The following is a 22586-nucleotide window of genomic DNA, read 5'->3' on the forward strand; positions in this document are numbered from 1 at the left end:
ACGACCGCGGCGGATAATGCGGGCCGTGCGCAAGATCCTCCACATCGACATGGATGCCTTCTACGCCTCGGTTGAGCAGCGCGACGACCCGTCGCTGCGCGGGCGTCCGGTGGTGGTGGCCTGGCGCGGCCAGCGCTCGGTGGTCTGCGCGGCCTCCTACGAGGCGCGGTGCTTCGGCGTACGCTCGGCGATGCCGGCGCTGCGCGCCGAGCGGCTGTGCCCGGACGCGGTGTTCGTGCCGCCGGACTTCCCGCGCTACAAGGCGGTGTCGCGGCAGGTGCGCGCGATCTTCCACGACTACACCGACTTGGTGGAGCCGCTGTCGCTCGACGAGGCCTACCTGGACGTCACCGCGCCCAGGATCGCCTCGCCCAGCGCGACCGAGACCGCGCAGCGCATCCGCGCGCGGATCCGCGAGGAGACCGGGCTGACCGCCTCGGCCGGGGTGGCGCCCAACAAGTTCCTGGCCAAGATCGCCTCCGACTGGAACAAGCCCGACGGCCTGTTCGTGGTCAAGCCGGCCCGGGTCGATGCCTTCCTCGCCACGTTGCCGGTGGCGCGCATCCCCGGGGTGGGGCGGGTGATGCAGGCGCGGCTGCGCGAGCTTGGCGTGGAGACCGTGGCCGAGCTGCGCGCGTTGCCGCTGGAGGAACTGACGCGCCGCTTCGGCAGTTTCGGCCGGCGTCTTCACGAACGCGCCCGCGGCATCGACGAGCGGCCGGTGGAACCGGACCAGCCGGTGCAGTCGATCTCCTCCGAGGACACCTTCGCCGAGGATCTGCCGCTGGAGGCGCTGGAGCCGGCGATCCGCGCGCTGGCGGCCAAGACCTGGGCGGCGACCGCGCGCACCGAGCGCGTCGGCCGCACCGTGGTGCTGAAGCTCAAGACCGCGCAGTTCCGCATTCTCACCCGCAGCCTGACCCCGGAAACGCCGCCGCGCTCGGCCGAGGAACTGGCCGCGATCGCCTGCGCCCTGCGCGCGCGGGTGGACCTGCCGGCGTCCACCCGCTACCGGCTGGCCGGGGTCGGCCTGTCGGGTTTCCGCGACCGCGACGAACTGGCCGCGCAGCACGACCTGTTCGCGGCGCCGGCGCCGTAGGGGGTATTGGCACCCAGCGTGCGAAAGACCGTGCTTCCCCCGCAAGCGGGGAGCATCCTGATTTTCCTTCCCCCGCAAGCGGGGGAGAAGGGACGGCATGCACCCGCTTGCGGGAGAAGGAACAACGAGCACCCGCTTGCGGGAGATGGGACGAAATGCTGCCGCGTGCGCATGAGGGGGAAAGCTTCGGCGCCGCAGGCCGAATGTCGCGACACGCCCTGCGGCGTGCTCGCGCGCGGCGGCTATGCGCCGTGCGCGGTCCAGTCGAAGGCCAGGGTCTCGTTGCGGGCGAAGCGCTGCAGGTGGTTCTCGATGACCTGCTGCAGGCGCTCGCGCTGGGCGGGGTCGGCATGGCGCACCTCGATGCGCAGGCGCTCGCCCTCGACGCGGAAATCCGCGCCGCCGTCCTCGGCGAAGGGCACGTAGGCGTGGGTCTCGTCGTCGCGGCGGATCTCGAACTTGTGGCGCCAGTGGTTGACCAGGGTGCGCAGCAGGCGCGGCGCGTCGTTGGAGGCGACGAGGGCGTGGGAGGCGGTCATGGGGGGGGCTCGGCGTTGTGGACCCGCCGACCATAGCGCGTCCGGCGCGGCGCGCCACCCCCCGCGTCCGCGAAGCTGCGTTGCGGATGCGGCGCTTGCCGCGCTGGCAGCCTTGCGCGCCGAGTGCCAAGGATTTTCGCCGCGATTGCGCTAGTTTCGGGCCGTCGATCATGCCTTTCGAGAGGAGCGACGATGGAACCGATCCTGCAGGGTGCGCCGGCGGAACTGTGGCAGGCGCTGGTGCGCGACGGCTCGGCGCGCGGCGGCTGCCGCCTGGACGAGGCCAGCGAGAGCTACCTGGTGTTCGTATTGCTGCGCCACCAGCGCGACGGCCAGTTGCTGGCGCGCACCCAGGCGCTGGAATGGCTGCACGCGCAGGCGCAGACCGGCAGCGTGCGCACCGACGCCCTGCGCGACGTCGGCGACCGCTGCCTGCTGATCGCCGGGCTCTACCCGGCGCTGGCCGAGCGGCGCCGGGTGACGCTCGACTACTTCGTGGACCTGGGACGCGGCGCGTACCGTGAGGTCGCCGAAGCCAGCCGCAACGCCTACGGCGACCTGTTCGCGCAGCTCGCCGGTCGCTACCGCGAACTGGTGCAGGCCCTGCGCGCGCTGCGCGAGGCGGCCGCGGCGCGCCCGTAGCGTCGCCGCTGCGCTTCGCGCGGACGCGGGGCGGGTGCGATCATGCGCGCCCCATCGCCGTCCGGAGCGTTCCGTGTCCTTCCCCTATCCCGCGGTGCTGTTCGACCTGGACGGCACGCTCGTCGACAGCGCCTCCGATATCGCCGAGGCGGTGAACCGCCTGTTCGACGACCTGGGCGTGCCGCGCGTGCCGGAAGCCACCGTGCGCGGCTGGATCGGCGACGGCGCGCGCCAGTTGCTGGCCACCGCGCTGGCGCATGCCGGCAGCGACACGCCGGTGGACGCGGCGATGGACCGCTTCATGGTCCATTACGAGGCCTGCCTGTTGCGCGACGCGCGGCTGTATCCCGGCGTGGCCGAAACCCTCGCGGCGCTGCGCGCGCGCAGCGCGCGGCTGGGCGTGTGCACCAACAAGCCGGAGCGCTTCGTGCGACCGCTGCTGGCGGCGCTGGGGGTGTCCGACGCCATCGAGGCCTGCGTCGGCGGCGACAGCCTGCCCGAGCGCAAACCGAGCCCGCTGCCGCTGCTGCATCTGGCCGCCCGGCTCGGTCATCGGCCGGGCGAGTGCCTGATGGTCGGCGACTCGCGCACCGATTTCCTGGCCGCGCAGGCCGCCGGCATGCCGGTGGTGCTGGTCGCCTACGGCTATCCGCGCGACTTCGACCTGCGCCGGGCCGGCGCGCTGGCGGTGCTGGAGCGCTTCGACGCGCTGCTGGAACTCGGGGCCGCGCCCGTCGCCGCAGGGACCGGCGCGGGCGCCGGCCGGTAGCGCCCCGCGCGACGCCGCGCGGGGCGGGTGCCCGTCAGCGCGGCGCGTAGCGCACGGTCAGCGCGAACTCGCGGCCGGGCTGGTTGTACCAGTGCACGGTCTCGTACTCGCGATCGAACACGTTGCTCACGCGCCCCTGCAGCGTCCACGCCGGCGCCAGCGCGTACTCCAGGCGCAGGTCGGCGGTGGCATGGCCGCCCAGGCGGACGAGGTTGGCGGCGTCGTCGTAGCGGTGGCCGGCGCCGTTGACGGTCACGCCGAAGCGGAACGCGCCGAAGCCGCGGTCGAGGTCGATGCGGCCGGTGTTGCGCGCGCGGCGCGCCAGCAGCCTGTCGCGGTTGGGGCCGTCGCTGCGGTTGCGCGGGTCGACGTGGCTGAGCTGCGCCGACAGGTCCCAGCCGGCCAGCGCGATGCCGGCGGTGAGCTCGGCGCCGCGCAGGCGCGCCTCGTCCACGTTCTCCGGCCGCCAGGTCAGCGAGTCGAAGTTGATCAGATCGTCGACGTCGTTCTGGTACAGGTCCAGCGACCAGTGCCAGCCCGCGCGGGCCTGGGCGATGCCGAGGTTGAGGTTCTTGGACTCCTCGGGATCCAGAGCCGGGTTGCCGGAGAAGGGGTAGTAGAGGTCGTTGAAGCTCGGCGCGCGGAAGCCGGTGGCGTAGCTCGCGGTCAAGCGCAGGTCGTGGGCCAGGTCCATGCCCCAGCCGACGCTGCCGGTGGCGTGGCTGCCGAACTGCGCGTTGTCGTCGTTGCGCGCGCTGGCCTCGAAGCGGTGCGCGCCGAATTCGCCGCGCCAGCCGGCGAAGACGCCGAGGTTGCGGCGCGAGGTCAGGTCGTACTCGGTGCTGCCGTCGATGCGATCGTCGAGCCAGTCCACGCCCGCCACCAGCGTCTGCGCCGGGGTGAGCGCCATGTCGCCCTGCACGCTGGCCTGATCGCGGCGGGTGCGCAGGCGGGCGACGAAGTCGCCGTCGAGGAAGTCGTCGGTCTCGTCGGTGCTGCGGCCGATGCTGGCCTGCAGGCCGAAGCCCGCGGCCAGGGCGTAGGCCAGCCGGGCGCCGGCGACCTGCTGCACGGTCTCGGAATAATTGGCCCAGCTGCCGTCGTATTCGTTCTCGCCCTCAGCGCGCAGCAGGTGCGCGTCCAGGGTCCAGTCCTGGCCCAGGCGCAGGCCGCCGCGCACGCTGGCGGAGCGGTTGCGGTAGCCGTCGCGGTCGGGTTCCTCGGTGCCGCAGCCGCCGAAGGGCACGCTGGAGCCCCGGCAGGCGTCGATGCCGTCGGTGCGCTGGTAGGCGACGTCGGCGCCGAACCAGCCGCGGTCGCCGCCGCCGCCCAGGCCCGCCCCGGCCTCGCGCAGGCCGCGACTGCCGCCGCCGGCGTGCAAGCGCGGCCGCACGGGGCCGGCGTCGCGGCGGGTGAAGATCTGGATCACGCCGCCGATGGCGTCGGCGCCGTACAGGCTGGAGTGCGGCCCGCGCACGATCTCGATGCGCTCGATCTGCGCCACCGGGATGTCCTGCAGCGCCGGCAGGCCGGCGGTGGCCGAGCCGATGCGGATGCCGTCGATCAGCACCAGCACCTGGTTGGAGCCGGCGCCGCGCATGAACAGCGAGGTCTGCTTGCCGGCGCCGCCGGTGTTGGTCAGGTTGATGCCGGCGCGGCCGCGCAGCAGCTCGGGCAGGCTGGGCGCCTGGCTGCGCTCGATCTCGGCGCGGTCGATGACCTGGGCCGGCGAGATGCTGTCGGCCAGCGCGATGGGGGTGCGGGTACCGGTGACGACGATCTCGTCCAGATCGACCGCGGCGCCGGCGGCGCGCGCGGACCACGGGGCGGACAGGGGAAGCGCGGCCGCGAGGGCCAGGACCAGGGGGCGGAACTGCATCGGAGCTCTCCATCCCGCGCGCCCACGCACGCGGTGTCGGTGGACGCCCGCGCGGGCGCGGGCTTGCGAGGGATTCGCAGCGGCGATCGGGCGCGGAAAGGAGGACCAAGGCGCACGGGCGGCCGGCCGGCATCGCCCACGCAGCCTCGACGCCCACCGCGTCGCAACCGCCCGGGCACGAGGCCCGGCTCCAGGCCGGTCTCCGGACTCGCGGGCGGGCCGGTCGGGACGACCGGCCCCGGCGCCGCGCCTTCCCATGGCCCGCTCGCGCGGAGACCACAGTGGCGGAGGCGGCGCCTCGGCTCGCTTACCGTTGCGGGGGCAGTGCCGGGCTGGCGGCGGGGTGTCCCCGCGGCGTCACCGGCTTCCCGTTTCAACCCGGGCTGGCCGGGTCACCTGAAGCGCGGCGATTGTACGCGCTGGCGGGCGGCGGGGCGATTGACCCGGCCCGACGCCGCCTCGATACTCGCCGCGTCGCCCGGCACGGGCGCGTTGCGCGCGGCGCAGGGGGGGCGGGCATGAGCCGGGAGGACATCGTCGCGATCGCCTCGCGACTGTTCGCGGTCTTCCTGGCGCTCGGCGTGGTCCGCCATCTCGGCACCCTGATCATGACGGCGCGCACCCACGACATGTTCGGCTACTGGGCCGCGGTGCTGGCGCTGCCGCCGCTGCTGGCCGCGGTGCTGCTGTGGCGCTACCCGCTCGCGGTGGCCCGGAAGCTGCTGCCGGTCATGAAGGCGCCCGCCGCGCCGCTGGATGCGCGCTCGCAGACGGCGCTGGAGCTGGCGCTGACCGCGATCGGCGTCTGGCTGCTGGCGCAGGGGCTGGTCGCGGCCAGCTACTGGGCGACCTTCCTGCTGCATCCGGGCGAAGCCCTGCGGGCGCATCCGCCGCTCGGGCCCTCGCAGCGCGCCGACATCGTGGCCACGCTCGTGGAGCTAGCGCTGGGCGCGTGGCTGGTGGCCGGCAGCCGCGGGCTGGGACGCGCGCTGCGGAGGTTGCGGGGGCGGCCGGAGGCGCCCGCGAGCGAGCCGTAGGCGCGCCGCGCTTCGCGCGCGGCTCCGCGGCCGGCGCTACTCGCGCCCGGGGGCGTCGGAATCCGGTTCGCCGGACGCGGGCGCGTCGTCGTCCTCGCGCATGTGGTGGGTCGTGGTCACCGGCGCGGCGGCGGGACGGCGCGGATCGGGCAGCAGCGCGATCGCGGCCTCGGCCTCGGCCACCAGTTGCTGGCGGCGCGCTTCCGGCACGTCCTGCCAGTGGCAGTCGAGCAGCGCGCCTTCCAGCGCGTAAAGCAGGTTGAAGCTGGGCCGGAAGCCGGCCCGGCGCACGCGCATGTAGGCATCGACCGGCCCCGCGCGCCGCAGGTCGTCCAGGGTGCGCAGGCCGACCTGGCGCAGCCAGGCGGCGGACTTGGGGCCGACGTTGCGCAGCTTGGCCGCGCTCACCGCAGCGACGCCACGTAGATCCCGGCGAGCGCTTCCAGGCCGGCCTGGTCCTCGGCGTCGAAGCGCGCCGGGCGCGGACTGTCCAGGTCGAATACGCCGATCAGCCGCTCGCCGTCCAGCAGCGGCACCACCAGTTCGGAGTGCGACGCGGCATCGCAGGCGATGTGATCGGCGACGGCGTGCACGTCGTCCACGCGCTGGGTGCTGCGGGTGCGCGCCGCGGCGCCGCAGACGCCGCGGTCGAGCGGGATGCGCACGCACGCCGGCAGGCCCTGGAACGGCCCGACCACCAGCTCGCGGCCGTCGTAGAAATAGAAGCCCACCCAGTTGAGGTCGGGCAGCGCATGGGTGACCAGCGCGCAGAGGTTGGCGGCGTTGGCCACGCGGTCGCGCTCGCCGGCCAGCAGCGCGCGCGCCTGCCCGGCCAGCTGCGCGTACTGCTCGGGCTTGCTGCCGTTCAATGGTTGGGAAGCGAACATGGCCGGGAGTGTAGCAATCGTGCCGCGCGCCCGTGCGCGGCATCCCGCGATCGCGGAGAATCGCGCCATGAGCGCCCGCAGCCTGTTCGTGACCGGCACCGATACCGGCGTCGGCAAGACCCATGCCTCGACCGCGCTGCTGCACGCGCTGCGCGCGCGCGGCCTGCGCGCGACCGGGATGAAGCCGGTGGCCAGCGGCTGCGCGCGCGGCGCCGGTGGTTGGCGCAACGACGACGCCCTGGCGCTGCGGGCGGCGAGCGATCCGGTGCCGCCCTACGAGGACGTCAATCCCTATCCGCTGCCGGAGCCGACCGCGCCGCAGCTCGCCGCCCGCGCGGCGGGCGTGGCGGTGGCGCTGGAGGCGCTGACGGCCGCCCATGCGCGCCTGGCCGCGCAGTGCGACGTGGTGGTGGTGGAGGGCGCCGGCGGCTGGCTGGCCCCGCTGGCCGACGGGCTGGAGCATGCCGACCTGGCGCGGGCGCTGGATGCCGAGGTGCTGCTGGTCGTGGGCCTGCGGCTGGGCTGCCTGAACCATGCGCGGCTCAGCGCCCGCGCCATCGTCGCCGACGGGGCCCGGCTGGCCGGCTGGATCGGCAATACCGTGGACCCCGGTTTCGCCGGCCAGGCCGGCTACCTGGATCTCGTCGCCGACGCCTTGCCGGCCCCTTGCTGGGGCGTGCTGCCGCACCGGCCGGGGCCGGATGCGCGCGAGGCGGCCGCGGCCCTGCGCCTGCCGGCGGCCTGGGCGCGGCGGTAGCCGTTGCCCGGGCGCACCGGTGCCGATCGGCAGTCGTCCCGTCCGGCGTCCTGAGATAGCCTGCGCGGACAGTGGCGATTTTCGTCTCGCGGCTGCTAGAATGCCTTCCTGTACTGATTGGTATAGCAATTAGAAGGCGCCGCCAAGGCGCCCCGTCCCCACGCCCTCCACGGAGCCGTCCCCCATGTCGATGCGCCCGCGCCTGATCGCGCTTGCCGCCTGTGTTCTCGTGCTCTCCGCCTGCGGCGGCGGCGAGGAGCCGCCGGCCCCTCCGCCGCCCGAAGTCGGCGTGGTCGCCGTGCAACCGTCCGTGGTGCCGCTGGAGAAGGACCTGGTGGGCCGGCTGGCGCCGTACCGCAGCTCCGACGTGCGCGCGCGCGTGCCGGGGGTGCTGCAGAAGCGCATGTACCAGGAGGGCAGCGACGTCAACGAAGGCGACGTCCTGTTCCTGATCGACCCGGCGCCGCTGCAGGCGGAGCTGGGCGCCGCGCAGGCCGCGCTGGCGCAGGCGCAGGCCAACGCCGCCAACGCCCGCGCCGCCGCCGAGCGCGCCCGCCGCCTGGCCCCTGACAACTTCATCTCGCGCTCCGACCTGGACGACGCGCTGGCCGCCGAGCGCAGCGCCAACGCGGCGGTGCAGTCGGCGGAGTCGGCGGTGCAGTCGGCGCGGATCAACCTCGGCTATGCCACCGTGCGCTCGCCGATCTCCGGCCGCGCCGGCAAGCAGCAGGTGACCGAGGGCGCGCTGGTCGGGCAGGGCGACGTGACCCTGCTGACCACGGTCGACCAGATCGATCCGCTGTACGTGAACTTCTCGCTGAGCCTGCGCGAGCTCGAGGACCTGCGCGGGCGCCACCTGGAGACCGCCGGCCCCACCAAGGTCGAGGTGATCCTGCAGGATGGCACGATCTACGAGCACGCCGGCGAGATCGATTTCTCCGGCGACGTGGTCGATCCGCAGACCGGTGCGGTGTCGCTGCGCGCCACGGTGCCCAATCCCGACAGGCGCCTGCTGCCCGGCGCCTACGTCACCCTCAAGGCGACGATGGGCCGCCAGGAAGGCTTGTACCTGGTGCCGCAGCCGGCGCTGCTGCGCGATGCCGCCGGCGCCTACGTGCTGGTGGTCGGCCAGGACGGCATGGTCGCGCGCAAGAACGTCACCGTCGACCGCGCCCAGGGCGGCGAGTGGGTGATCAGCGCCGGCCTCGCCGCCGGCGACCAGGTGATCGTGTCCGGCCTGCAGAAGGCGGCGCCGGAGGCCCCCGCCAAGGCGGTGCCGTGGAATCCGAACGCCCCCGCGCAGGGGCAGGCGCCCGAGGCCGGGGCGGGGCAGGGCGCGGCCGCGCCCGCCGCCGGGGCCGAGGGCGCGCCAAGCGAGGGCGCCGCCGCGCCGGCGGCGCCCGCCGCCGAAGCTCCCGCCGCGCCGCAGGGGGCCGCCCCGCAGCAGGGCGAGGTGCCCGCGAATCCGCAGGACTGATCCCCCATGCCCAAGTTCTTCATCAACCACCCGGTCTTCGCCTGGGTCGTCTCGATCCTGATCTCGCTCTCGGGCGTGATCGCGCTGCTCAACATGGGCGTCGAGTCGTATCCCTCGGTCGCGCCGCCGCAGGTCACCGTGTCCGCGACCTACCCGGGCGCCGATGCGCAGACCACCGAGCAGGCGGTCACCCAGATCATCGAGCAGCAGCTGACCGGCATCGACAACCTGCTCTACTTCAACTCGACCTCCAGCGCCAACGGCCGGGCCAGCATCACCCTGACCTTCGAGACCGGCACCGATGCCGACATCGCGCAGGTGCAGGTGCAGAACAAGGTGTCGCTGGCCACCCCGCGCCTGCCCAGCGAGGTGGTGCAGCAGGGCGTGGTGGTCGAGAAGGCGGCCGCGGGCTTCCTGATGGTCGTCGCGCTGCGTTCCAACAACCCGGCCATCGACCGCGATGCGCTCAACAACTACATCGGCGCCAACCTGATCGAGCAGATCTCGCGCCTGCCGGGCGTGGGCAGCACCCAGCAGTTCGGCAGCGAGTACGCCATGAACATCTGGCTCGATGCCGACCGGCTGCAGGGCTACGGCCTGTCGGCGACCGAGGCGCTGGCCGCGGTGCGGGGCCAGAACGTGCAGTTCGCCGCCGGCGCGCTCGGCGCCGATCCCGCGCCGGAGGGCCAGGGGTTCACCGCCTCGGTCTCGGCCGAGGGGCGCTTCAGCACGCCCGAGGAATTCGAGAACATCATCCTGCGCGCCGACAGCGACGGCACCGTGGTGCGCCTGGGCGACGTCGCCCGGGTGGAGGCCGGTGCCGGCGGCTTCGGCTTCGACGCCCGCTTCGACGGCCAGCCCACCGGCGCCTTCGCGGTGCAGCTGCAGCCGGGCGCCAACGCGCTGACGGTGGCCGAGGCGATCAGCTCGCGCATGGACGAGCTGTCGGCCAGCTTCCCCGAGGGCGTGGAGTGGTTCTCGCCCTACGACAGCACCACCTTCGTGACCATCTCGATCCAGGAGGTCGTCAAGACCCTGATCGAGGCGGTGCTGCTGGTGTTCCTGGTGATGCTGCTGTTCCTGCAGAACCTGCGCGCCACGGTCATCCCCACCCTGGTCATCCCGGTGGCGCTGCTGGGCACCTTCCTCGGCCTGTGGATGCTGGGCTTCACCATCAACCAGCTGACGCTGTTCGCGATGGTGCTGTCGATCGGCATCGTGGTCGACGACGCGATCGTGGTGATCGAGAACGTCGAGCGCATCATGGCGGAGGAACACCTGCCGCCGCGCGAGGCCACGATCAAGGCCATGGGCCAGATCACCGGCGCGGTGGTCGCGATCACGGTCGTGCTGGCGGCGGTGTTCATCCCCAGCGCGCTGCAGGGCGGCGCCTCGGGCGAGATCTACAAGCAGTTCGCGCTGACCATCGCCATCTCGATGGGCTTCTCGGCGTTCCTCGCGCTGGGCTTCACCCCGGCGCTGTGCGCCACCTTCCTCAAGCAGCACGCGCCGCCTGGGGAAAAGAAGGAGAACGTGGTCTTCCGCGTCTTCAACAAGTACTACGAGAAGACCAACGGCGTGTACGTCGGCCACATCCGTTCGGCCATCCGCCACACGCCGATCTGGATGGTGGTGTTCCTGGTGGCGGTGGTGCTGACGGCGTTCCTGTACATGCGCCTGCCGAGCAGCTTCGTGCCCGAGGAGGACCAGGGCTACGCGCTGGCGATCGTGCAGTTGCCGCCGGGGGCGTCGCTGCAGCGCACGCAGTCGGTGTTCGAGGAGGTCCGCGGCGCGCTCAGCCAGATCGAGGGCTACGAGAGCATGCTGCAGGTGGCCGGCTTCAGCTTCGTCGGCCAGGGCGAGAACGTCGGCATGGCCTTCATCAAGCTCAAGGACTGGGGCGACCGCGAAGGCACCGTGACCGACTTCATCGCCGCGGCCAACGGCGCGGTGTACGGCATCCGCGACGCGCAGATCTTCGTGGTCAACCTGCCGACCATCCAGGGCCTGGGCGAGTTCGGCGGCTTCGACATGTACCTGCAGGACCGCTCCGGCGCGGGCCGCGAGGCGCTGCAGCAGGCGCGCAACCAGCTGCTGGGCGTGGCCGCGCAGCGGCAGGACATCGTGCAGGGCGTGCGCCCGAACACGCTGGAGGACGCGCCGCAGGTGAAGCTGGAAGTCGACCGCGTGCAGGCGCAGGCGATGGGGCTGTCGGTGTCGGACATCTACGGCGCCATCCAGCTGATGCTGGCGCCGGTGTACGTCAACGACTACTTCGCCGACGGCCGCATCCGCCGCGTCAACATGCGCGCCGACGCGCCGTTCCGCACCGATCCGACCTCGCTCGAGCGCTTCTACACGCCCTCCAGCCAGCTCGACGCCGATGGCGGCCGGCTGATGATCCCGCTGTCGAACGTGGTGCGTTCGGAGTGGACGACCGCGCCGCCGGCGCTGACCCGCTACAACGGCTACGCCGCGGTCAACATCGTCGGACAGGCGGCGCCGGGCCGCGCCTCGGGCGAGGCGATGAGCGCGATGGAGGACATCGTCGTCAACGAACTGCCCGACGGCTTCGGCTACGACTGGTCGGGCCTGTCCTACCAGGAGATCATCGCCGGCAACACCGCCACGCTGCTGCTGGTGCTGTCGGTGGTGGTGGTGTTCCTCTGCCTGGCGGCGCTGTACGAGAGCTGGTCGATCCCGGTGGCGGTGCTGCTGATCGTGCCGCTGGGCATCCTGGGCGCGGTGGCGTTCACCATGCTGCGCGGCGGGCTGTCGAACGACATCTTCTTCAAGATCGGCATGGTGACGGTGATCGGCCTGGCGGCGAAGAACGCGATCCTGATCGTGGAGTTCGCGGTGCTGCAGCTGGTCGAGGGCAAGAAGCTGGCCGAGGCGGTGGTGGAGGGCGCCAGGCTGCGCTTCCGCCCGATCCTGATGACGTCCTTCGCCTTCATCATGGGCGTCACCCCGATGGCGCTGTCCTCGGGTGCGGGCGCCAACGCCCGCCACGCGCTGGCCACCGGCGTGATCGGCGGCATGCTGTTCGCGACCTTCCTCGGCTTGCTGTTCATCCCGGTGTTCTTCGTCGCGGTGCGCCGGGTGCTCGGCGACAAGCTCGACGAGCCGTCGCGCGCGGTGCAGGAGCAGCACCACGTCGATCCGGCCAGCCCGGCCTGATCGCGGGGCCGTCGCGCGCTCCTGCGGGAGCGCGCGGCCGGCGTCGCGGAAACCGGCACGAAAAAGCCCGGCCTTTCGGCCGGGCTTTTTCGTGTGCGCGCCGCAACGCCGCAGCGGCGTTGCGGGGCCGGCGCCGCGATCAGGCCTTGCCGGCGCGGGCCGCCTGCTTGACGGTCCGCTCGGCGGCGGCGGTGGCCTGCGCGGTGGCGGACTCGAACTGGCCCTTGGCGATCTGGCCGATGGCCTCGTGGGTCTTCAGGGTGCGGGCCAGGGTCTCCTGGCTGGCGCCGATGGCGCGCTCGACGTTCTCGCGCGCGACCTGCACGCCCTTGGGCCACAGGGTCTTGAGGCCTTCCGGGTCGCGCACGGCGGTCAGCTCGCCCAGGTAGGCGAAGGTAGCGCTGGCGTTCTGCTCCAGCGTGCTGAGGCCCAGGCCGAAGATCTTCTCGAAGTTCTCCAGCGCCAGCTGGTTCACCTGCGCCGCGGTCTCCGCGAACTGGCGGGTGGTGGCGTTGAACTGCTCGTTGATGGACATGACGACATCCTGCTAGGTCCGGCAGGGATTGCCGGTTTGTGCAGTGCAGCATAGAGGGGGCGATGTTGCATTGCAACAAAGCCCGGGCCCGCCGATGGCCGGCGTTAATCCTTGAGAATCAATCGTTTGCCCGCGGGTCTCCCTGAATGGGAGGCCCGGGCGCCCGGCGAACGCGCCGCGGCTCAGCCGCGATAGCGGCAGCCGGAGGTGCAGGTCTCGTGCACGACCACCTCGCTCAGCGCCGGCAGGGCGGGCTTGAGGCGCTCCCAGATCCAGATCGCCAGGCGCTCGCTGGTCGGGTTCTCCAGCCCCTCGATCTCGTTGAGGTAGTGGTGGTCCAGCCGTTCGTAGAGCGGCCGGAACGCGGCCTTGAGATCGGCGAAGTCCATCACCCAGCCGGTCTCCGGCCCGGGTTCGCCGCTGACGTGCAGCTCGATGCGGAACGAGTGGCCGTGCAGCCGCGCGCACTTGTGGCCCTCCGGCACGTTGGGCAGGCGGTGCGCCGCCTCGAGGGTGAAGACCTTGAAGATGTCCATGCGTCGGCCGGAGGAACGCGAGGGGGAAGCGCGGGGGCGCAAGGATAGCGCAGGCGCCGGCCGCGCCCGCCGGGCGCGGGACCCCGGCGCGGTAGAATCGCGGGTTTCCAGCGGTCCGCCCGTGCCCGCGCGTCGGCGGCGCCTCCGCCGGCCGACCTCCAGCCATCGCCAGAGCCCATGAACGCAGACCACCGCAAGCCGCTGCCCGGAACCCCGCTCCACTACTACGACGCCCGCGAGGCGGTCGAGGCGATCGCGCCGGGGGCCTGGGCGGGCCTGCCCTACACCGCGCGCGTGCACGCGGAGAACCTGGTGCGCTGCGCCGAGCCGGCGCGCCTGCGCGACTACCTCGGCCAGCTGATCGAGCGCCGGCGCGACCTGGACTTCCCCTGGTTCCCGGTGCGCGTGGTCTGCCACGACATCCTCGGCCAGACCGCGCTGGTCGACCTGGCCGGGCTGCGCGATGCGATCGCCGAGCAGGGCGGCGACCCGGCGCAGGTCAACCCGGTGGTGCCGGTACAGCTGATCGTGGACCACTCGCTGGCGGTGGAGTGCGGCGGGTACGACCCGCAGGCATTCGAGAAGAACCGCGCCATCGAGGACCGCCGCAACGCCGACCGCTTCCACTTCATCGATTGGTGCCGCAAGGCGTTCCGCAACGTGGAAGTGATCCCGCCGGGCAACGGGATCATGCACCAGATCAACCTGGAGAAGATGTCGCCGGTGGTCTACGTGCGCGACGGCGTCGCCTTCCCGGACACCTGCGTGGGCACCGACAGCCACACCCCGCACGTGGACGCGCTGGGCGTGATCGCCATCGGCGTCGGCGGGCTGGAGGCGGAGAACGTCATGCTCGGCCGCGCCTCGTGGATGCGGCTGCCCGACATCGTCGGCGTGGAGCTGACCGGCCGGCCCGGGCCCGGCATCACAGCCACCGACGTGGTGCTGGCGCTGACCGAGTTCCTGCGCGCCCAGCGCGTGGTGGGGGCCTACCTCGAGTTCTTCGGCGAGGGCGCCGCGGCGCTGACCATTGGCGACCGCGCCACCATCTCCAACATGTGCCCCGAGTACGGCGCCACCGCGGCGCTGTTCTACATCGACGGCCAGACCCTGGACTACCTGCGCCTGACCGGCCGCGAGGAACAGCAGGTGCGGCTGGTGGAGACCTACGCGAGGACCGCCGGCCTGTGGGCCGACGACCTCGCCGGCGCGCGCTACGAGCGCGTGCTCGCCTTCGACCTGTCCTCGGTCGAGCGCAACATGGCCGGGCCCTCCAACCCGCATCGGCGCCTGCCCACCTCGGCGCTGGCCGAGCGCGGCATCGCCACCGGCCTGGACCGGGCGCGGGCGCAGGAGGCCGAGGGCCTGCTGCCCGACGGCGCGGTGATCATCGCCGCGATCACCAGCTGCACCAACACCTCCAACCCGCGCAACGTGATCGCCGCCGGCCTGCTGGCACGCAACGCCAACGCGCGCGGGCTGGTCCGCAAGCCCTGGGTGAAGACCTCGCTGGCGCCGGGCTCCAAGGCCGTGCAGCTGTACCTGGAAGCCTCCGGCCTGCTGCCGGAGCTGGAGCGGCTGGGCTTCGGCATCGTCGCCTTCGCCTGCACCACCTGCAACGGCATGAGCGGCGCGCTGGACCCGGCGATCCAGCAGGAGATCGTCGAGCGCGACCTGTACGCCACCGCCGTGCTGTCGGGCAACCGCAACTTCGATGGCCGCATCCACCCTTACGCGAAGCAGGCGTTCCTGGCCTCGCCGCCGCTGGTGATCGCCTACGCCATCGCCGGCACGATCCGCTTCGACATCGAGAAGGACGCGCTGGGCACCGACGCCGACGGCCGGCCGGTCAACCTCAGGGATCTCTGGCCGACGGACGAGGAAATCGACGCCGTGGTCCGCGCCAGCGTGAAGCCGGAGCAGTTCCGCCAGGTCTACGGCCCGATGTTCGCGCTGCAGCCCGACGACGGCGCGCGCGTCGGCCCGCTGTACGACTGGCGGCCGCAGAGCACCTACATCCGCCGCCCGCCGTACTGGGAGGGCGCGCTGGCCGGCGCGCGCACGCTGACCGGCATGCGCCCGCTGGCGGTGCTGGGCGACAACATCACCACCGACCACCTCTCGCCCTCCAACGCGATCCTGCCCGACAGCGCCGCCGGCGAGTACCTGGCGAGGATGGGCGTGCCGGAGGAGGACTTCAATTCCTACGCCACCCACCGCGGCGACCACCTGACCGCGCAGCGCGCCACCTTCGCCAACCCGAAGCTGGTCAACGAGATGGCGGTGATCGACGGGGAAGTGAAGCAGGGCTCGCTGGCGCGGCTGGAACCGGAAGGGCGGGTGATGCGCATGTGGGAGGTCATCGAGACCTACATGGCCCGCCGCCAGCCGCTGATCGTCGTGGCCGGCGCCGACTACGGCCAGGGCTCCTCGCGCGACTGGGCGGCCAAGGGCGTGCGCCTGGCGGGCGTGGAGGCCATCGTGGCCGAGGGCTTCGAGCGCATCCACCGCACCAACCTGATCGGCATGGGCGTGCTGCCGCTGGAGTTCCAGCCCGGCACCGACCGCAAGACGCTGGGCATCGACGGCACCGAGACCTTCGACGTCCTCGGCGAGCGCACCCCGCGCGCCACCCTGACCCTGGCGATCCATCGCCGCGACGGCACCACGGTGGAGGTGCCGGTGACCTGCCGGCTCGACACCGCCGAGGAGGTCTCGATCTACGAGGCCGGCGGCGTGCTGCAGCGCTTCGCGCAGGACTTCCTCGAAGCCGGGAACCGGCAGCCGGAGCCCGGCATCCGCAGCGGCGCCGGGGGCTGATCCGCCGCCGGCAACCACGCACAAGGTCGAACATCCATGTCGTCATCTCCCCAGCCCCACGCGCCGCAACTGCGGATCCCCGCGACCTACATGCGCGGCGGCACCTCCAAGGGCGTGTTCTTCCGGCTCGACGACCTGCCCGAGCGCGCCCGCGCGCCCGGACAGGCGCGCGACGCGCTGCTGATGCGGGTGATCGGCAGCCCCGATCCCTACGGCAAGCAGATCGACGGCATGGGCGGCGCCACCTCCTCGACCAGCAAGGCGGTGATCGTGGCCCGCAGCGACCGCCCGGACCACGACATCGACTACCTGTTCGGGCAGGTCGCCATCGGCGAGCCCTTCGTCGACTGGAGCGGCAACTGCGGCAACCTCTCCGCCGCGGTCGGCCCGTTCGCGATCTCCGCCGGCCTGATCGACCCGGCGAGGGTGCCGCGCGACGGCGTCTGCACGGTGCGCATCTGGCAGGCCAACATCGGCAAGACCATCGTCGCCCACGTGCCGATGGCCGGCGGCCAGGTGCAGGAGACCGGCGACTTCGAGCTCGACGGCGTGACCTTCGCCGCCGCCGAGATCCGGCTGGAATTCCTCGATCCCGCCGAGGCCGGGGAGGGCGGGGCGATGTTCCCCACCGGTCGGGTGGTGGACGCGCTGGAGGTGCCGGGCGTGGGCACCCTGCGCGCGACGCTGATCGACGCCGGCATCCCGACGATCTTCCTCGACGCCGCCGAACTCGGCTACACCGGCAGCGAGCTGCAGGAGGCGATCAACGCCGATCCGCAGGCGCTGGCGCGCTTCGAGTCGATCCGCGCGCACGGCGCGGTGCGCATGGGCCTGATCGCCGACGTCGCCGAGGCCGCCGCCCGCCAGCACACCCCCAAGGTCGCCTTCGTCGCCCCGCCGGCAGCCTACGTCGCCTCCAGCGGCAAGCGCATCGAGGCCGCCGACATCGACCTGCGCGTGCGCGCGCTGTCGATGGGCAAGCTGCACCACGCGATGATGGGCACCGCCGCGGTCGCCATCGCCGCCGCCGCCGCCGTGCCCGGCACCGTGGTCAACCAGGCCGCCGGCGGCGGCGCCCGCACCGAGGTGCGCTTCGGCCACCCCTCCGGCACCCTGCGCGTCGGCGCCGAGGCGGTGCAGGCGGACGGGCGCTGGAGCGTGGCCCGCGCGATCATGAGCCGCAGCGCGCGGGTGCTGATGGACGGCGCGGTGCGGGTACCGGCCGACGCGTTCTGAGCGCCGCGCCTAAGCCTGTCGATCTCACAACGGGAATCGGGTCGGGCATGTTGCGCCCGACGTTGTCTGGGGCGCCCTCATGCGACAGCGATCCGGCGGCAAGCGCGCAATAGCGACCACGTTGCGCTGTTCGTCGCAGACGACGAAGCAGCGGGAGGCGCCTTCCTGATGGTTCTTGCGGGTGCGCTCAATCAGCCAGCGCGTGAGTTCGGGCGACGTGCAGCGGAAGTCCTCCAGCCGGAGCGTGTCGTCAAGCCGGCCGGGAGGCCTGATCGCCAGCGGTCAACGCTCCCACGGCGCCGGCGGGCTCAGCAGCCGGCGCAGCGCCTCGGGCTCGGCCAGGGGCTTCGACCCGTGCGTTGAATCGTTGCATCGCCGCGCGGCTGACCGCGAAGTGGGTCTGGTCGGCCAGCACCTCGCGCGCCTTCTCGCAGGAGGCGTCGAGGATGAACTCGGTACGGTTCTTGCCCGACACCTTCGCCGCACGGTCGATCAACGCCTGCTTGTCGGCAGGCGCCCGGAAGTTGATGGTCTTGGCGGCGGCGGTGGGCATGGCGCGTTCCTGTGGCTGTGCACACAACGTATATACGGCCGGCGGGGCAGGCAGGGCCGCGTCACGGCACATCGGGCTCTGGTTCATCGTGAGGCCCTCGAGGCCTGCCGGCCGGCGAGCGGGCGTCGCCGTGAGCTGGATCGGGACAGCGACGGCCAAAGGCAACGTCGCGCTCAGGTCAGTCGCCGGATCGCGAGTCGCGTCTCGGCGGCGATGGCGTACTCGAAGACCCGGCTCGACTGGAGCCGCAGCCGTGCGCCTGCTCCAGATGGCCGCGCTTGGCGACCCGCTGCAGCAGCGGATGCTCCGAAACGCCTGATTCCTTAGGGGTTTCCCGGACCTACCCGGGCTGCGCCGGATGTCCTCGGATTCCCGATTCTGGTGGCTATGGGTGGACTCGAACCACCGACCCCAGCATTATGAGTGCTGTGCTCTAACCGGCTGAGCTACATAGCCATCGGTCGTCCGGCCGCGAAGCGGCGCGGAGAACCCGGAATTCTCCACGCCAGGACCGCCGCCGTCAATCGCCGGTCATGCGCTTGTCGCCTCGCGCAGGGCGTGGCAGAGTCGGACGCAGTGCAATCTGGAGTCCGCATCGTGATCGATCCGGACGGCTATCGACCGAACGTCGGCATCGTGCTGATGCATCCCGACGGCCGGGTCTTCTGGGCCCGGCGCGTGCGCCGCGACGGCTGGCAGTTCCCGCAAGGGGGCATGAACACCGACGAGACGCCGCTGGAGGCCATGTACCGCGAGCTGCGCGAGGAGACCGGGCTGCTGCCCGGCCACGTGTCGGTGCTGGGGGCGACCCCGGGCTGGCTGCGCTATCGCCTGCCGCAACGCGCGGTGCGCCGCAACGAACGCCTGGTCTGCATCGGCCAGAAGCAGGTCTGGTTCCTGCTGCAGTTCACCGGGCGGGAGAGCGACCTGCGCCTGGATGCCAGCGACAAGCCCGAGTTCGACCACTGGCGCTGGGTGGACTTCTGGTATCCGCTCGAGCACGTGGTGACCTTCAAGCGCGGCGTGTACGTCAGCGCGCTGCGCCATCTGGCGCCCTTCGCCCGGCAGGTCGCCGGGGTGCAGGCGGTGCCGCACCTGCAGTTCCCCGCCCGCCATGCGCCGCGGCGCAGCCCGCGGCCGCGCGCGCGCGCCGGGCAGGGCGCCGGGGCGGTGCGCGAAGCCGCGGGCGCCGCGGAAGGCGCGGATGGATGTCGTTCTCGGCAGGAAATTGACAATCATTCTCGACTGTGGCGCAATGGCGGCCGGACCCGTCCCTAGAGTTTCGCGCCCGTGTACGTCTGCATCTGCAACGGGGTCACCGACCGCGACATCGCCGCCGCCGCCGCCGCGGGCTGCGCCGGCGTCCACGAACTGACGATGCGCACCGGCTGCGGCGCCACCTGCGGCAGTTGCGTGGACATGGCCGCCGACCTGCTCGCCCAGGCCCACGGCCGTCGCGAGTCCGAGGTCGTCGCGCTGTCCGACATCGCCTGCGCCGCCTGAGGCCGTTGCCGCCCGACGCTGGTGCCGGGCGCGCCGATGCGTACGATTCGCGTTCCGTCATGCCGCGTCGCGGCTCGCTAGAGTAGGCGCCGTTTCCGCTACACGGAGCCGGCCATGCAAGGCGACGCCCAGGTCATCCAGTACCTCAACAAGGCGCTCTACAACGAGCTGACCGCGATCAACCAGTACTTCCTGCACGCCAAGATGCTCAAGCATTGGGGCCTGCACGAGCTGGCCAAGCACGAGTACGAGGAATCGATCGACGAGATGAAGCACGCGGACAAGCTGTCCGAGCGCATCCTGTTCCTCGAGGGCCTGCCGAACTTCCAGCACCTGGGCAAGCTGCGCATCGGCGAGACCCCGCGCGAGATGCTGGAGTGCGACCTGGCGCTGGAGCTGGAGGGCATCCCGCTGCTGCGCGAGGCGATCGACCACTGCGAGCGCGTGCAGGACTACGTCAGCCGCAAACTGCTGGCCGACATCCTCGAGAACGAGGAGGAGCACGTGGACTGGCTGGAGACCCAGCTCGACCTGATCGAGCGGGTGGGCGAGCAGAACTACCTGCAGGACAAGATGGACGACTGATCGTCCGCGCCCGCCGCAAGACCTGCGCCGGCGCTACGCCGGCGTGGGGCTGCCCGAGCGCAGCTGCGCTCGGGCGCGCTCGAATTCGTTGGCGATCATCGCCACCGCGACCGTCGGCCGCTCCAGATGCCCCTGGCGCGCCCCGGCTTCCACCCGCCGCGCGGCGGCCGACAGCCGCAGCGCGCCCAGGTTGGCGCTGGAGGATTTCAGCGAGTGCGCGGTGTCGCGCAGCGCCTGGTAATCGGGTTCCGCGGCCGCGGCTTGCAGCCGCGCGATCAGCCGCGGCGTGTCCTCGAGGAACAGGTCCACCAGGCGGTCGACCTCGTCGCCCAGCATGGCGCGCAGCTCGCCGATGATCTCGGGGTCGATGACCGGCGGCAGGTCGGCGGCCTGCGGCGGAACGGGCTCGGGCTCGGGCATGGGCGGGGTCTCGTCGGCGGGCGTGGAGGCGGCCCCGGCGGCGGGCGCCGATGCGATCGCCTCCTCCGGGGGATCGGCAGGAGCGCAATCGCCGGCGGCGGGCGCAGCCGGCCCGGCGGCGGGCGGCGCCGCGGTCTCGAGCGCGGCGAACTCGCCGAGCCCGGCGCCCGGGTCCACCTGCGCGTCCTCCGGCGCCGGGCTCCACCAGCGCTGCAGGCAGCGCTCCAGCTGGCTGCGGGTGACCGGCTTGGGCAGGTAGTCGTCCATGCCGGCGTCGAGGCAGCGCTGGCGATCGCCGGCCATCGCGTTGGCGGTCATGGCGACGATCGGCAGACGGCGGCCGTCGCCGCGTGCGGCCTCGTCCTCGCGCCAGCGGCGCGTGGCGGTGTAGCCGTCCATGACCGGCATCTGGCAGTCCATCAGCACCACGTCGTAGCGCGCGGCGGCCATGCGCTCCAGCGCGGATTCGCCGTTGCCGGCGGTGTCGCAGGTGATGCCGAGCATGGCGAGCAGGCGCTGGCCGACCATCAGGTTGACCGGGTTGTCTTCGACCAGCAGCACGTGCGGCGTGCGCGCCGGCACCGGTGGCGGCGCCGGCGCGTCCGCGGCGGCCGCCGGCGCGGGGGCGGGCGGCAGGACGGCCGGCGCGGGCGGCGGATCGGCCGCACCCTGGTCGAGGGCGTCCTCCACGTAGGGCGCGTCGGGCTCGGCGGTGCCGATCAGGGCCGCGCGCAGGTCGGCCTCGGGCGCCTGCCGGCTCAGCAGGGCGACGCTGCTGCGGATTTCCTCCGGCACCGGCTCGTCGCCGTACAGCCCGACCAGCTTCAGCTCGCCGTAGACGGCGGTGCGCGCGAGGTTGCGCGACAGGGCGAGGGCGGTGTGGCGCATGCCGGCCAGGTCCGCCAGCACCAGCGAATAGGCCCAGGGCGCGCCCTGGGCGGCCGCCGCGCGCAGCCGGTTCAGGGCTTCCTGGGTGGTCTCCACCGAGGTCACCCGCAGCCCCCAGTTGGGCAGCAGCGTGGACAGCCGCAGGCGCAGCCGCGGGTCGGCGCTGAGCAGCAGCAGGCGCTGGCCGTCGCCGTCGGGCTCGTGCGCGGGCAGGTCGCCCCGCACCTTGAGCAGCGGCAGCTCGAACCAGAAGGTGGAGCCCTGCCCGGGCGCGCTCTCCACGCCGATGCGCCCGTCCATCAGCTCGACGATGCGCTTGGAGATGGCCAGGCCGAGTCCGGTGCCGCCGTAGAGCCGGGTGGTGGAGGCGTCGGCCTGGCTGAAGGCCTGGAACAGGCGGGCCTGGCCGGCCGGCGAGATGCCGATGCCGGTATCGCGCACCTCGAAGCGCAACTGGTGCTGCGCGGTGCTCTCGCCGATGCGGCGCACGCTCACCGTCACGCCGCCGCGCTCGGTGAACTTGACCGCGTTGCTGATCAGATTGCCCAGCACCTGGCGCAGGCGCACCGGATCGCCGCGCACCGGCAGGCGCACGCCGGGGTCGATCTGCAGCTGCATGCGCAGGCCCTTGCCCTGCGCAAGGCGGTCCATCAGCTGGATCACCCCCTCAAGCAGCTCGCGCAGGTTGAAGCTGGTGATCTCCAGCTCCAGGCGGTCGGCCTCCAGCTTGGAGTAGTCGAGGATGTCGTCGACGATGCGCAGCATCTGCTGCGAGGAGTCGTAGGCGGTGCGCACCAGGTCGGCGTGCGCGGGGGCCAGGCCGGCGTGCATCAGCAGGTCGAGCATCGGCACGATGCCGTTGAGCGGCGTGCGGATCTCGTGGCTCATGGTGGCCAGGAACTCGCCCTTGGCCATCACCGCCGATTCAGCCGCCTGCTTGGCCTGGCGCAGTTCCGCCTCCAGCTGGGCGTGGCGGGCCAGCTGCGCCTCGAGCTCGGCGCGCTCGGCGTCGCGATCGCGGGCCAGCGCCTCGGCCTCGGTCAAGGCGCGCTCGCGCTGCCGCACCAGGTACAGCACCGCGGCGATCGCGAACACCGCCAGCAGCGCCAGCACCAGCGCGATGCCCTGCCAGGGCCCGGCCAGACCGAGCAGGTCGAGCAACTGCATCGCCGCCGCTCCCGACGCCGCGCCCAGCGCCAGCCAGCGCAGCATGGGCAGGGCGGAGCGGGCGGGGGCGGACATGC

Annotated in this window: 19 protein-coding genes, 1 tRNA gene, 1 pseudogene and 1 riboswitch; of the genes and pseudogenes, 12 read left to right on the forward strand and 9 right to left on the reverse strand. The window is 72.6% G+C overall.

Annotated features, from left to right (window positions below; genetic code table 11):
* Positions 1-25: 25 nt before the first annotated feature.
* Entirely contained in the window at positions 26-1099 is a 1074-nt protein-coding gene (gene dinB / locus Z164_RS0102360) for a DNA polymerase IV (RefSeq protein ID WP_024889139.1), read from the forward strand.
* Positions 1100-1341: 242 nt separating this feature from the next.
* On the opposite strand, the gene Z164_RS0102365 is transcribed toward dinB, so the two are convergent.
* On the reverse strand, positions 1342-1638 hold the full coding sequence (locus tag Z164_RS0102365; RefSeq protein WP_024889140.1) for a DUF2218 domain-containing protein: 297 nt from the start codon (positions 1636-1638) through the stop codon (positions 1342-1344).
* 192 nt (positions 1639-1830) lie between these two features.
* Here Z164_RS0102365 and Z164_RS0102370 point away from each other — a divergent pair, with 192 nt between their 5' ends.
* Together Z164_RS0102370 and gph are read left to right on the forward strand one after the other, a co-directional pair.
* Positions 1831-2280 carry a hypothetical protein gene (locus Z164_RS0102370; protein WP_024889141.1) on the forward strand — a complete coding sequence of 150 codons (450 nt, stop codon included), beginning with the start codon at positions 1831-1833 and terminating at the stop codon, positions 2278-2280.
* 73 nt (positions 2281-2353) lie between these two features.
* Positions 2354-3049, forward strand: coding sequence for a phosphoglycolate phosphatase (gph, locus tag Z164_RS0102375; protein WP_024889142.1), 696 nt, complete (start codon positions 2354-2356; stop codon positions 3047-3049).
* Positions 3050-3083: 34 nt separating this feature from the next.
* Here the strand turns inward: gph and btuB are convergent, their stop codons facing one another.
* Positions 3084-4928 (reverse strand): TonB-dependent vitamin B12 receptor, encoded by a 1845-nt coding sequence (gene btuB / locus Z164_RS0102380; RefSeq protein ID WP_024889143.1) that lies wholly within the window; start codon positions 4926-4928, stop codon positions 3084-3086.
* 176 nt (positions 4929-5104) lie between these two features.
* Positions 5105-5343, reverse strand: a riboswitch (cobalamin riboswitch).
* A 103-nt stretch (positions 5344-5446) separates the two neighbouring features.
* Between btuB and Z164_RS0102385 the strand changes: the two genes are divergently transcribed.
* The gene (locus tag Z164_RS0102385; RefSeq protein ID WP_024889144.1) at positions 5447-5965 is read left to right on the forward strand and encodes a hypothetical protein; all 519 of its coding nucleotides are present in this window, start codon (positions 5447-5449) and stop codon (positions 5963-5965) included.
* Between the two features lie 36 nt (positions 5966-6001).
* On the opposite strand, the gene Z164_RS0102390 is transcribed toward Z164_RS0102385, so the two are convergent.
* Positions 6002-6373: a TfoX/Sxy family protein gene (locus tag Z164_RS0102390; protein ID WP_024889145.1), complete on the reverse strand. Its 372-nt coding sequence runs from the start codon at positions 6371-6373 to the stop codon at positions 6002-6004.
* The gene (locus tag Z164_RS0102395) at positions 6370-6852 is read right to left on the reverse strand and encodes a GAF domain-containing protein (RefSeq protein ID WP_024889146.1); all 483 of its coding nucleotides are present in this window, start codon (positions 6850-6852) and stop codon (positions 6370-6372) included. Before Z164_RS0102395 ends, Z164_RS0102390 begins: the two co-directional genes overlap by 4 nt.
* Positions 6853-6919: 67 nt before the next feature.
* On the opposite strand from Z164_RS0102395, the gene bioD reads away from it, so the two are divergent.
* From bioD to Z164_RS0102410, 3 genes are all read left to right on the forward strand, one after another.
* The gene (gene bioD, locus Z164_RS0102400) at positions 6920-7609 is read left to right on the forward strand and encodes a dethiobiotin synthase (RefSeq protein WP_024889147.1); all 690 of its coding nucleotides are present in this window, start codon (positions 6920-6922) and stop codon (positions 7607-7609) included.
* 184 nt (positions 7610-7793) lie between these two features.
* Entirely contained in the window at positions 7794-9086 is a 1293-nt protein-coding gene (locus Z164_RS0102405) for an efflux RND transporter periplasmic adaptor subunit (RefSeq protein ID WP_024889148.1), read from the forward strand.
* 6 nt (positions 9087-9092) lie between these two features.
* Positions 9093-12266 (forward strand): multidrug efflux RND transporter permease subunit, encoded by a 3174-nt coding sequence (locus tag Z164_RS0102410; RefSeq protein ID WP_024889149.1) that lies wholly within the window; start codon positions 9093-9095, stop codon positions 12264-12266.
* A gap of 139 nt (positions 12267-12405) precedes the next feature.
* On the opposite strand, the gene Z164_RS0102415 is transcribed toward Z164_RS0102410, so the two are convergent.
* Positions 12406-12801, reverse strand: coding sequence for a phasin family protein (locus Z164_RS0102415; RefSeq protein WP_043689013.1), 396 nt, complete (start codon positions 12799-12801; stop codon positions 12406-12408).
* Between the two features lie 182 nt (positions 12802-12983).
* The gene (queD, locus tag Z164_RS0102420; RefSeq protein WP_024889151.1) at positions 12984-13337 is read right to left on the reverse strand and encodes a 6-carboxytetrahydropterin synthase QueD; all 354 of its coding nucleotides are present in this window, start codon (positions 13335-13337) and stop codon (positions 12984-12986) included.
* Positions 13338-13514: 177 nt separating this feature from the next.
* Here queD and acnD point away from each other — a divergent pair, with 177 nt between their 5' ends.
* The gene (gene acnD, locus Z164_RS0102425; protein WP_024889152.1) at positions 13515-16157 is read left to right on the forward strand and encodes a Fe/S-dependent 2-methylisocitrate dehydratase AcnD; all 2643 of its coding nucleotides are present in this window, start codon (positions 13515-13517) and stop codon (positions 16155-16157) included.
* A 36-nt stretch (positions 16158-16193) separates the two neighbouring features.
* Complete coding sequence (prpF, locus tag Z164_RS0102430) at positions 16194-17393, forward strand: 2-methylaconitate cis-trans isomerase PrpF (protein ID WP_043689016.1); 1200 nt, start codon at positions 16194-16196, stop codon at positions 17391-17393.
* A 250-nt stretch (positions 17394-17643) separates the two neighbouring features.
* Here the strand turns inward: prpF and Z164_RS19845 are convergent, their stop codons facing one another.
* A complete protein-coding gene (locus tag Z164_RS19845; protein WP_052338334.1) occupies positions 17644-17946 on the reverse strand; it encodes a type II toxin-antitoxin system TacA family antitoxin in 303 nt (100 codons plus the stop codon).
* 379 nt (positions 17947-18325) lie between these two features.
* Positions 18326-18402 (reverse strand) — tRNA-Met (locus Z164_RS0102440).
* A 141-nt stretch (positions 18403-18543) separates the two neighbouring features.
* Here Z164_RS0102440 and Z164_RS19850 point away from each other — a divergent pair.
* From Z164_RS19850 to bfr, 3 genes and pseudogenes are all read left to right on the forward strand, one after another.
* Positions 18544-19122: pseudogene (locus Z164_RS19850) on the forward strand (RNA pyrophosphohydrolase); the annotation flags it as partial.
* Positions 19123-19236: 114 nt separating this feature from the next.
* Positions 19237-19449 (forward strand): (2Fe-2S)-binding protein, encoded by a 213-nt coding sequence (locus Z164_RS0102450; protein WP_024889155.1) that lies wholly within the window; start codon positions 19237-19239, stop codon positions 19447-19449.
* A gap of 114 nt (positions 19450-19563) precedes the next feature.
* Complete coding sequence (bfr, locus tag Z164_RS0102455; RefSeq protein ID WP_024889156.1) at positions 19564-20034, forward strand: bacterioferritin; 471 nt, start codon at positions 19564-19566, stop codon at positions 20032-20034.
* Between the two features lie 33 nt (positions 20035-20067).
* Here bfr and Z164_RS0102460 read toward each other — a convergent pair whose 3' ends face one another.
* Positions 20068-22584 carry a hybrid sensor histidine kinase/response regulator gene (locus Z164_RS0102460; RefSeq protein WP_425477201.1) on the reverse strand — a complete coding sequence of 839 codons (2517 nt, stop codon included), beginning with the start codon at positions 22582-22584 and terminating at the stop codon, positions 20068-20070.
* Positions 22585-22586: the final 2 nt, after the last annotated feature.

The organism is Luteimonas huabeiensis HB2, from assembly GCF_000559025.1.
GTDB classification, from domain to species: Bacteria; Pseudomonadota; Gammaproteobacteria; order Xanthomonadales; family Xanthomonadaceae; genus Luteimonas; species Luteimonas huabeiensis.

Bases quoted from the DNA above. Each gene is read 5' to 3' on its own strand.
- Z164_RS0102365 (WP_024889140.1), bottom strand. From the start codon at position 1,638: ATGACCGCCTCCCACGCCCTCGTCGCCTCCAACGACGCGCCGCGCCTG.
- Z164_RS0102370 (WP_024889141.1), top strand. From the start codon at position 1,831: ATGGAACCGATCCTGCAGGGTGCGCCGGCGGAACTGTGGCAGGCGCTG.
- btuB (WP_024889143.1), bottom strand. From the start codon at position 4,928: ATGCAGTTCCGCCCCCTGGTCCTGGCCCTCGCGGCCGCGCTTCCCCTG.
- Z164_RS0102385 (WP_024889144.1), top strand. From the start codon at position 5,447: ATGAGCCGGGAGGACATCGTCGCGATCGCCTCGCGACTGTTCGCGGTC.
- Z164_RS0102395 (WP_024889146.1), bottom strand. From the start codon at position 6,852: ATGTTCGCTTCCCAACCATTGAACGGCAGCAAGCCCGAGCAGTACGCG.
- bioD (WP_024889147.1), top strand. From the start codon at position 6,920: ATGAGCGCCCGCAGCCTGTTCGTGACCGGCACCGATACCGGCGTCGGC.
- Z164_RS0102405 (WP_024889148.1), top strand. From the start codon at position 7,794: ATGTCGATGCGCCCGCGCCTGATCGCGCTTGCCGCCTGTGTTCTCGTG.
- Z164_RS0102410 (WP_024889149.1), top strand. From the start codon at position 9,093: ATGCCCAAGTTCTTCATCAACCACCCGGTCTTCGCCTGGGTCGTCTCG.
- Z164_RS0102415 (WP_043689013.1), bottom strand. From the start codon at position 12,801: ATGTCCATCAACGAGCAGTTCAACGCCACCACCCGCCAGTTCGCGGAG.
- queD (WP_024889151.1), bottom strand. From the start codon at position 13,337: ATGGACATCTTCAAGGTCTTCACCCTCGAGGCGGCGCACCGCCTGCCC.
- acnD (WP_024889152.1), top strand. From the start codon at position 13,515: ATGAACGCAGACCACCGCAAGCCGCTGCCCGGAACCCCGCTCCACTAC.
- prpF (WP_043689016.1), top strand. From the start codon at position 16,194: ATGTCGTCATCTCCCCAGCCCCACGCGCCGCAACTGCGGATCCCCGCG.
- Z164_RS19845 (WP_052338334.1), bottom strand. From the start codon at position 17,946: ATGCCCACCGCCGCCGCCAAGACCATCAACTTCCGGGCGCCTGCCGAC.
- bfr (WP_024889156.1), top strand. From the start codon at position 19,564: ATGCAAGGCGACGCCCAGGTCATCCAGTACCTCAACAAGGCGCTCTAC.
- Z164_RS0102460 (WP_425477201.1), bottom strand. From the start codon at position 22,584: ATGTCCGCCCCCGCCCGCTCCGCCCTGCCCATGCTGCGCTGGCTGGCG.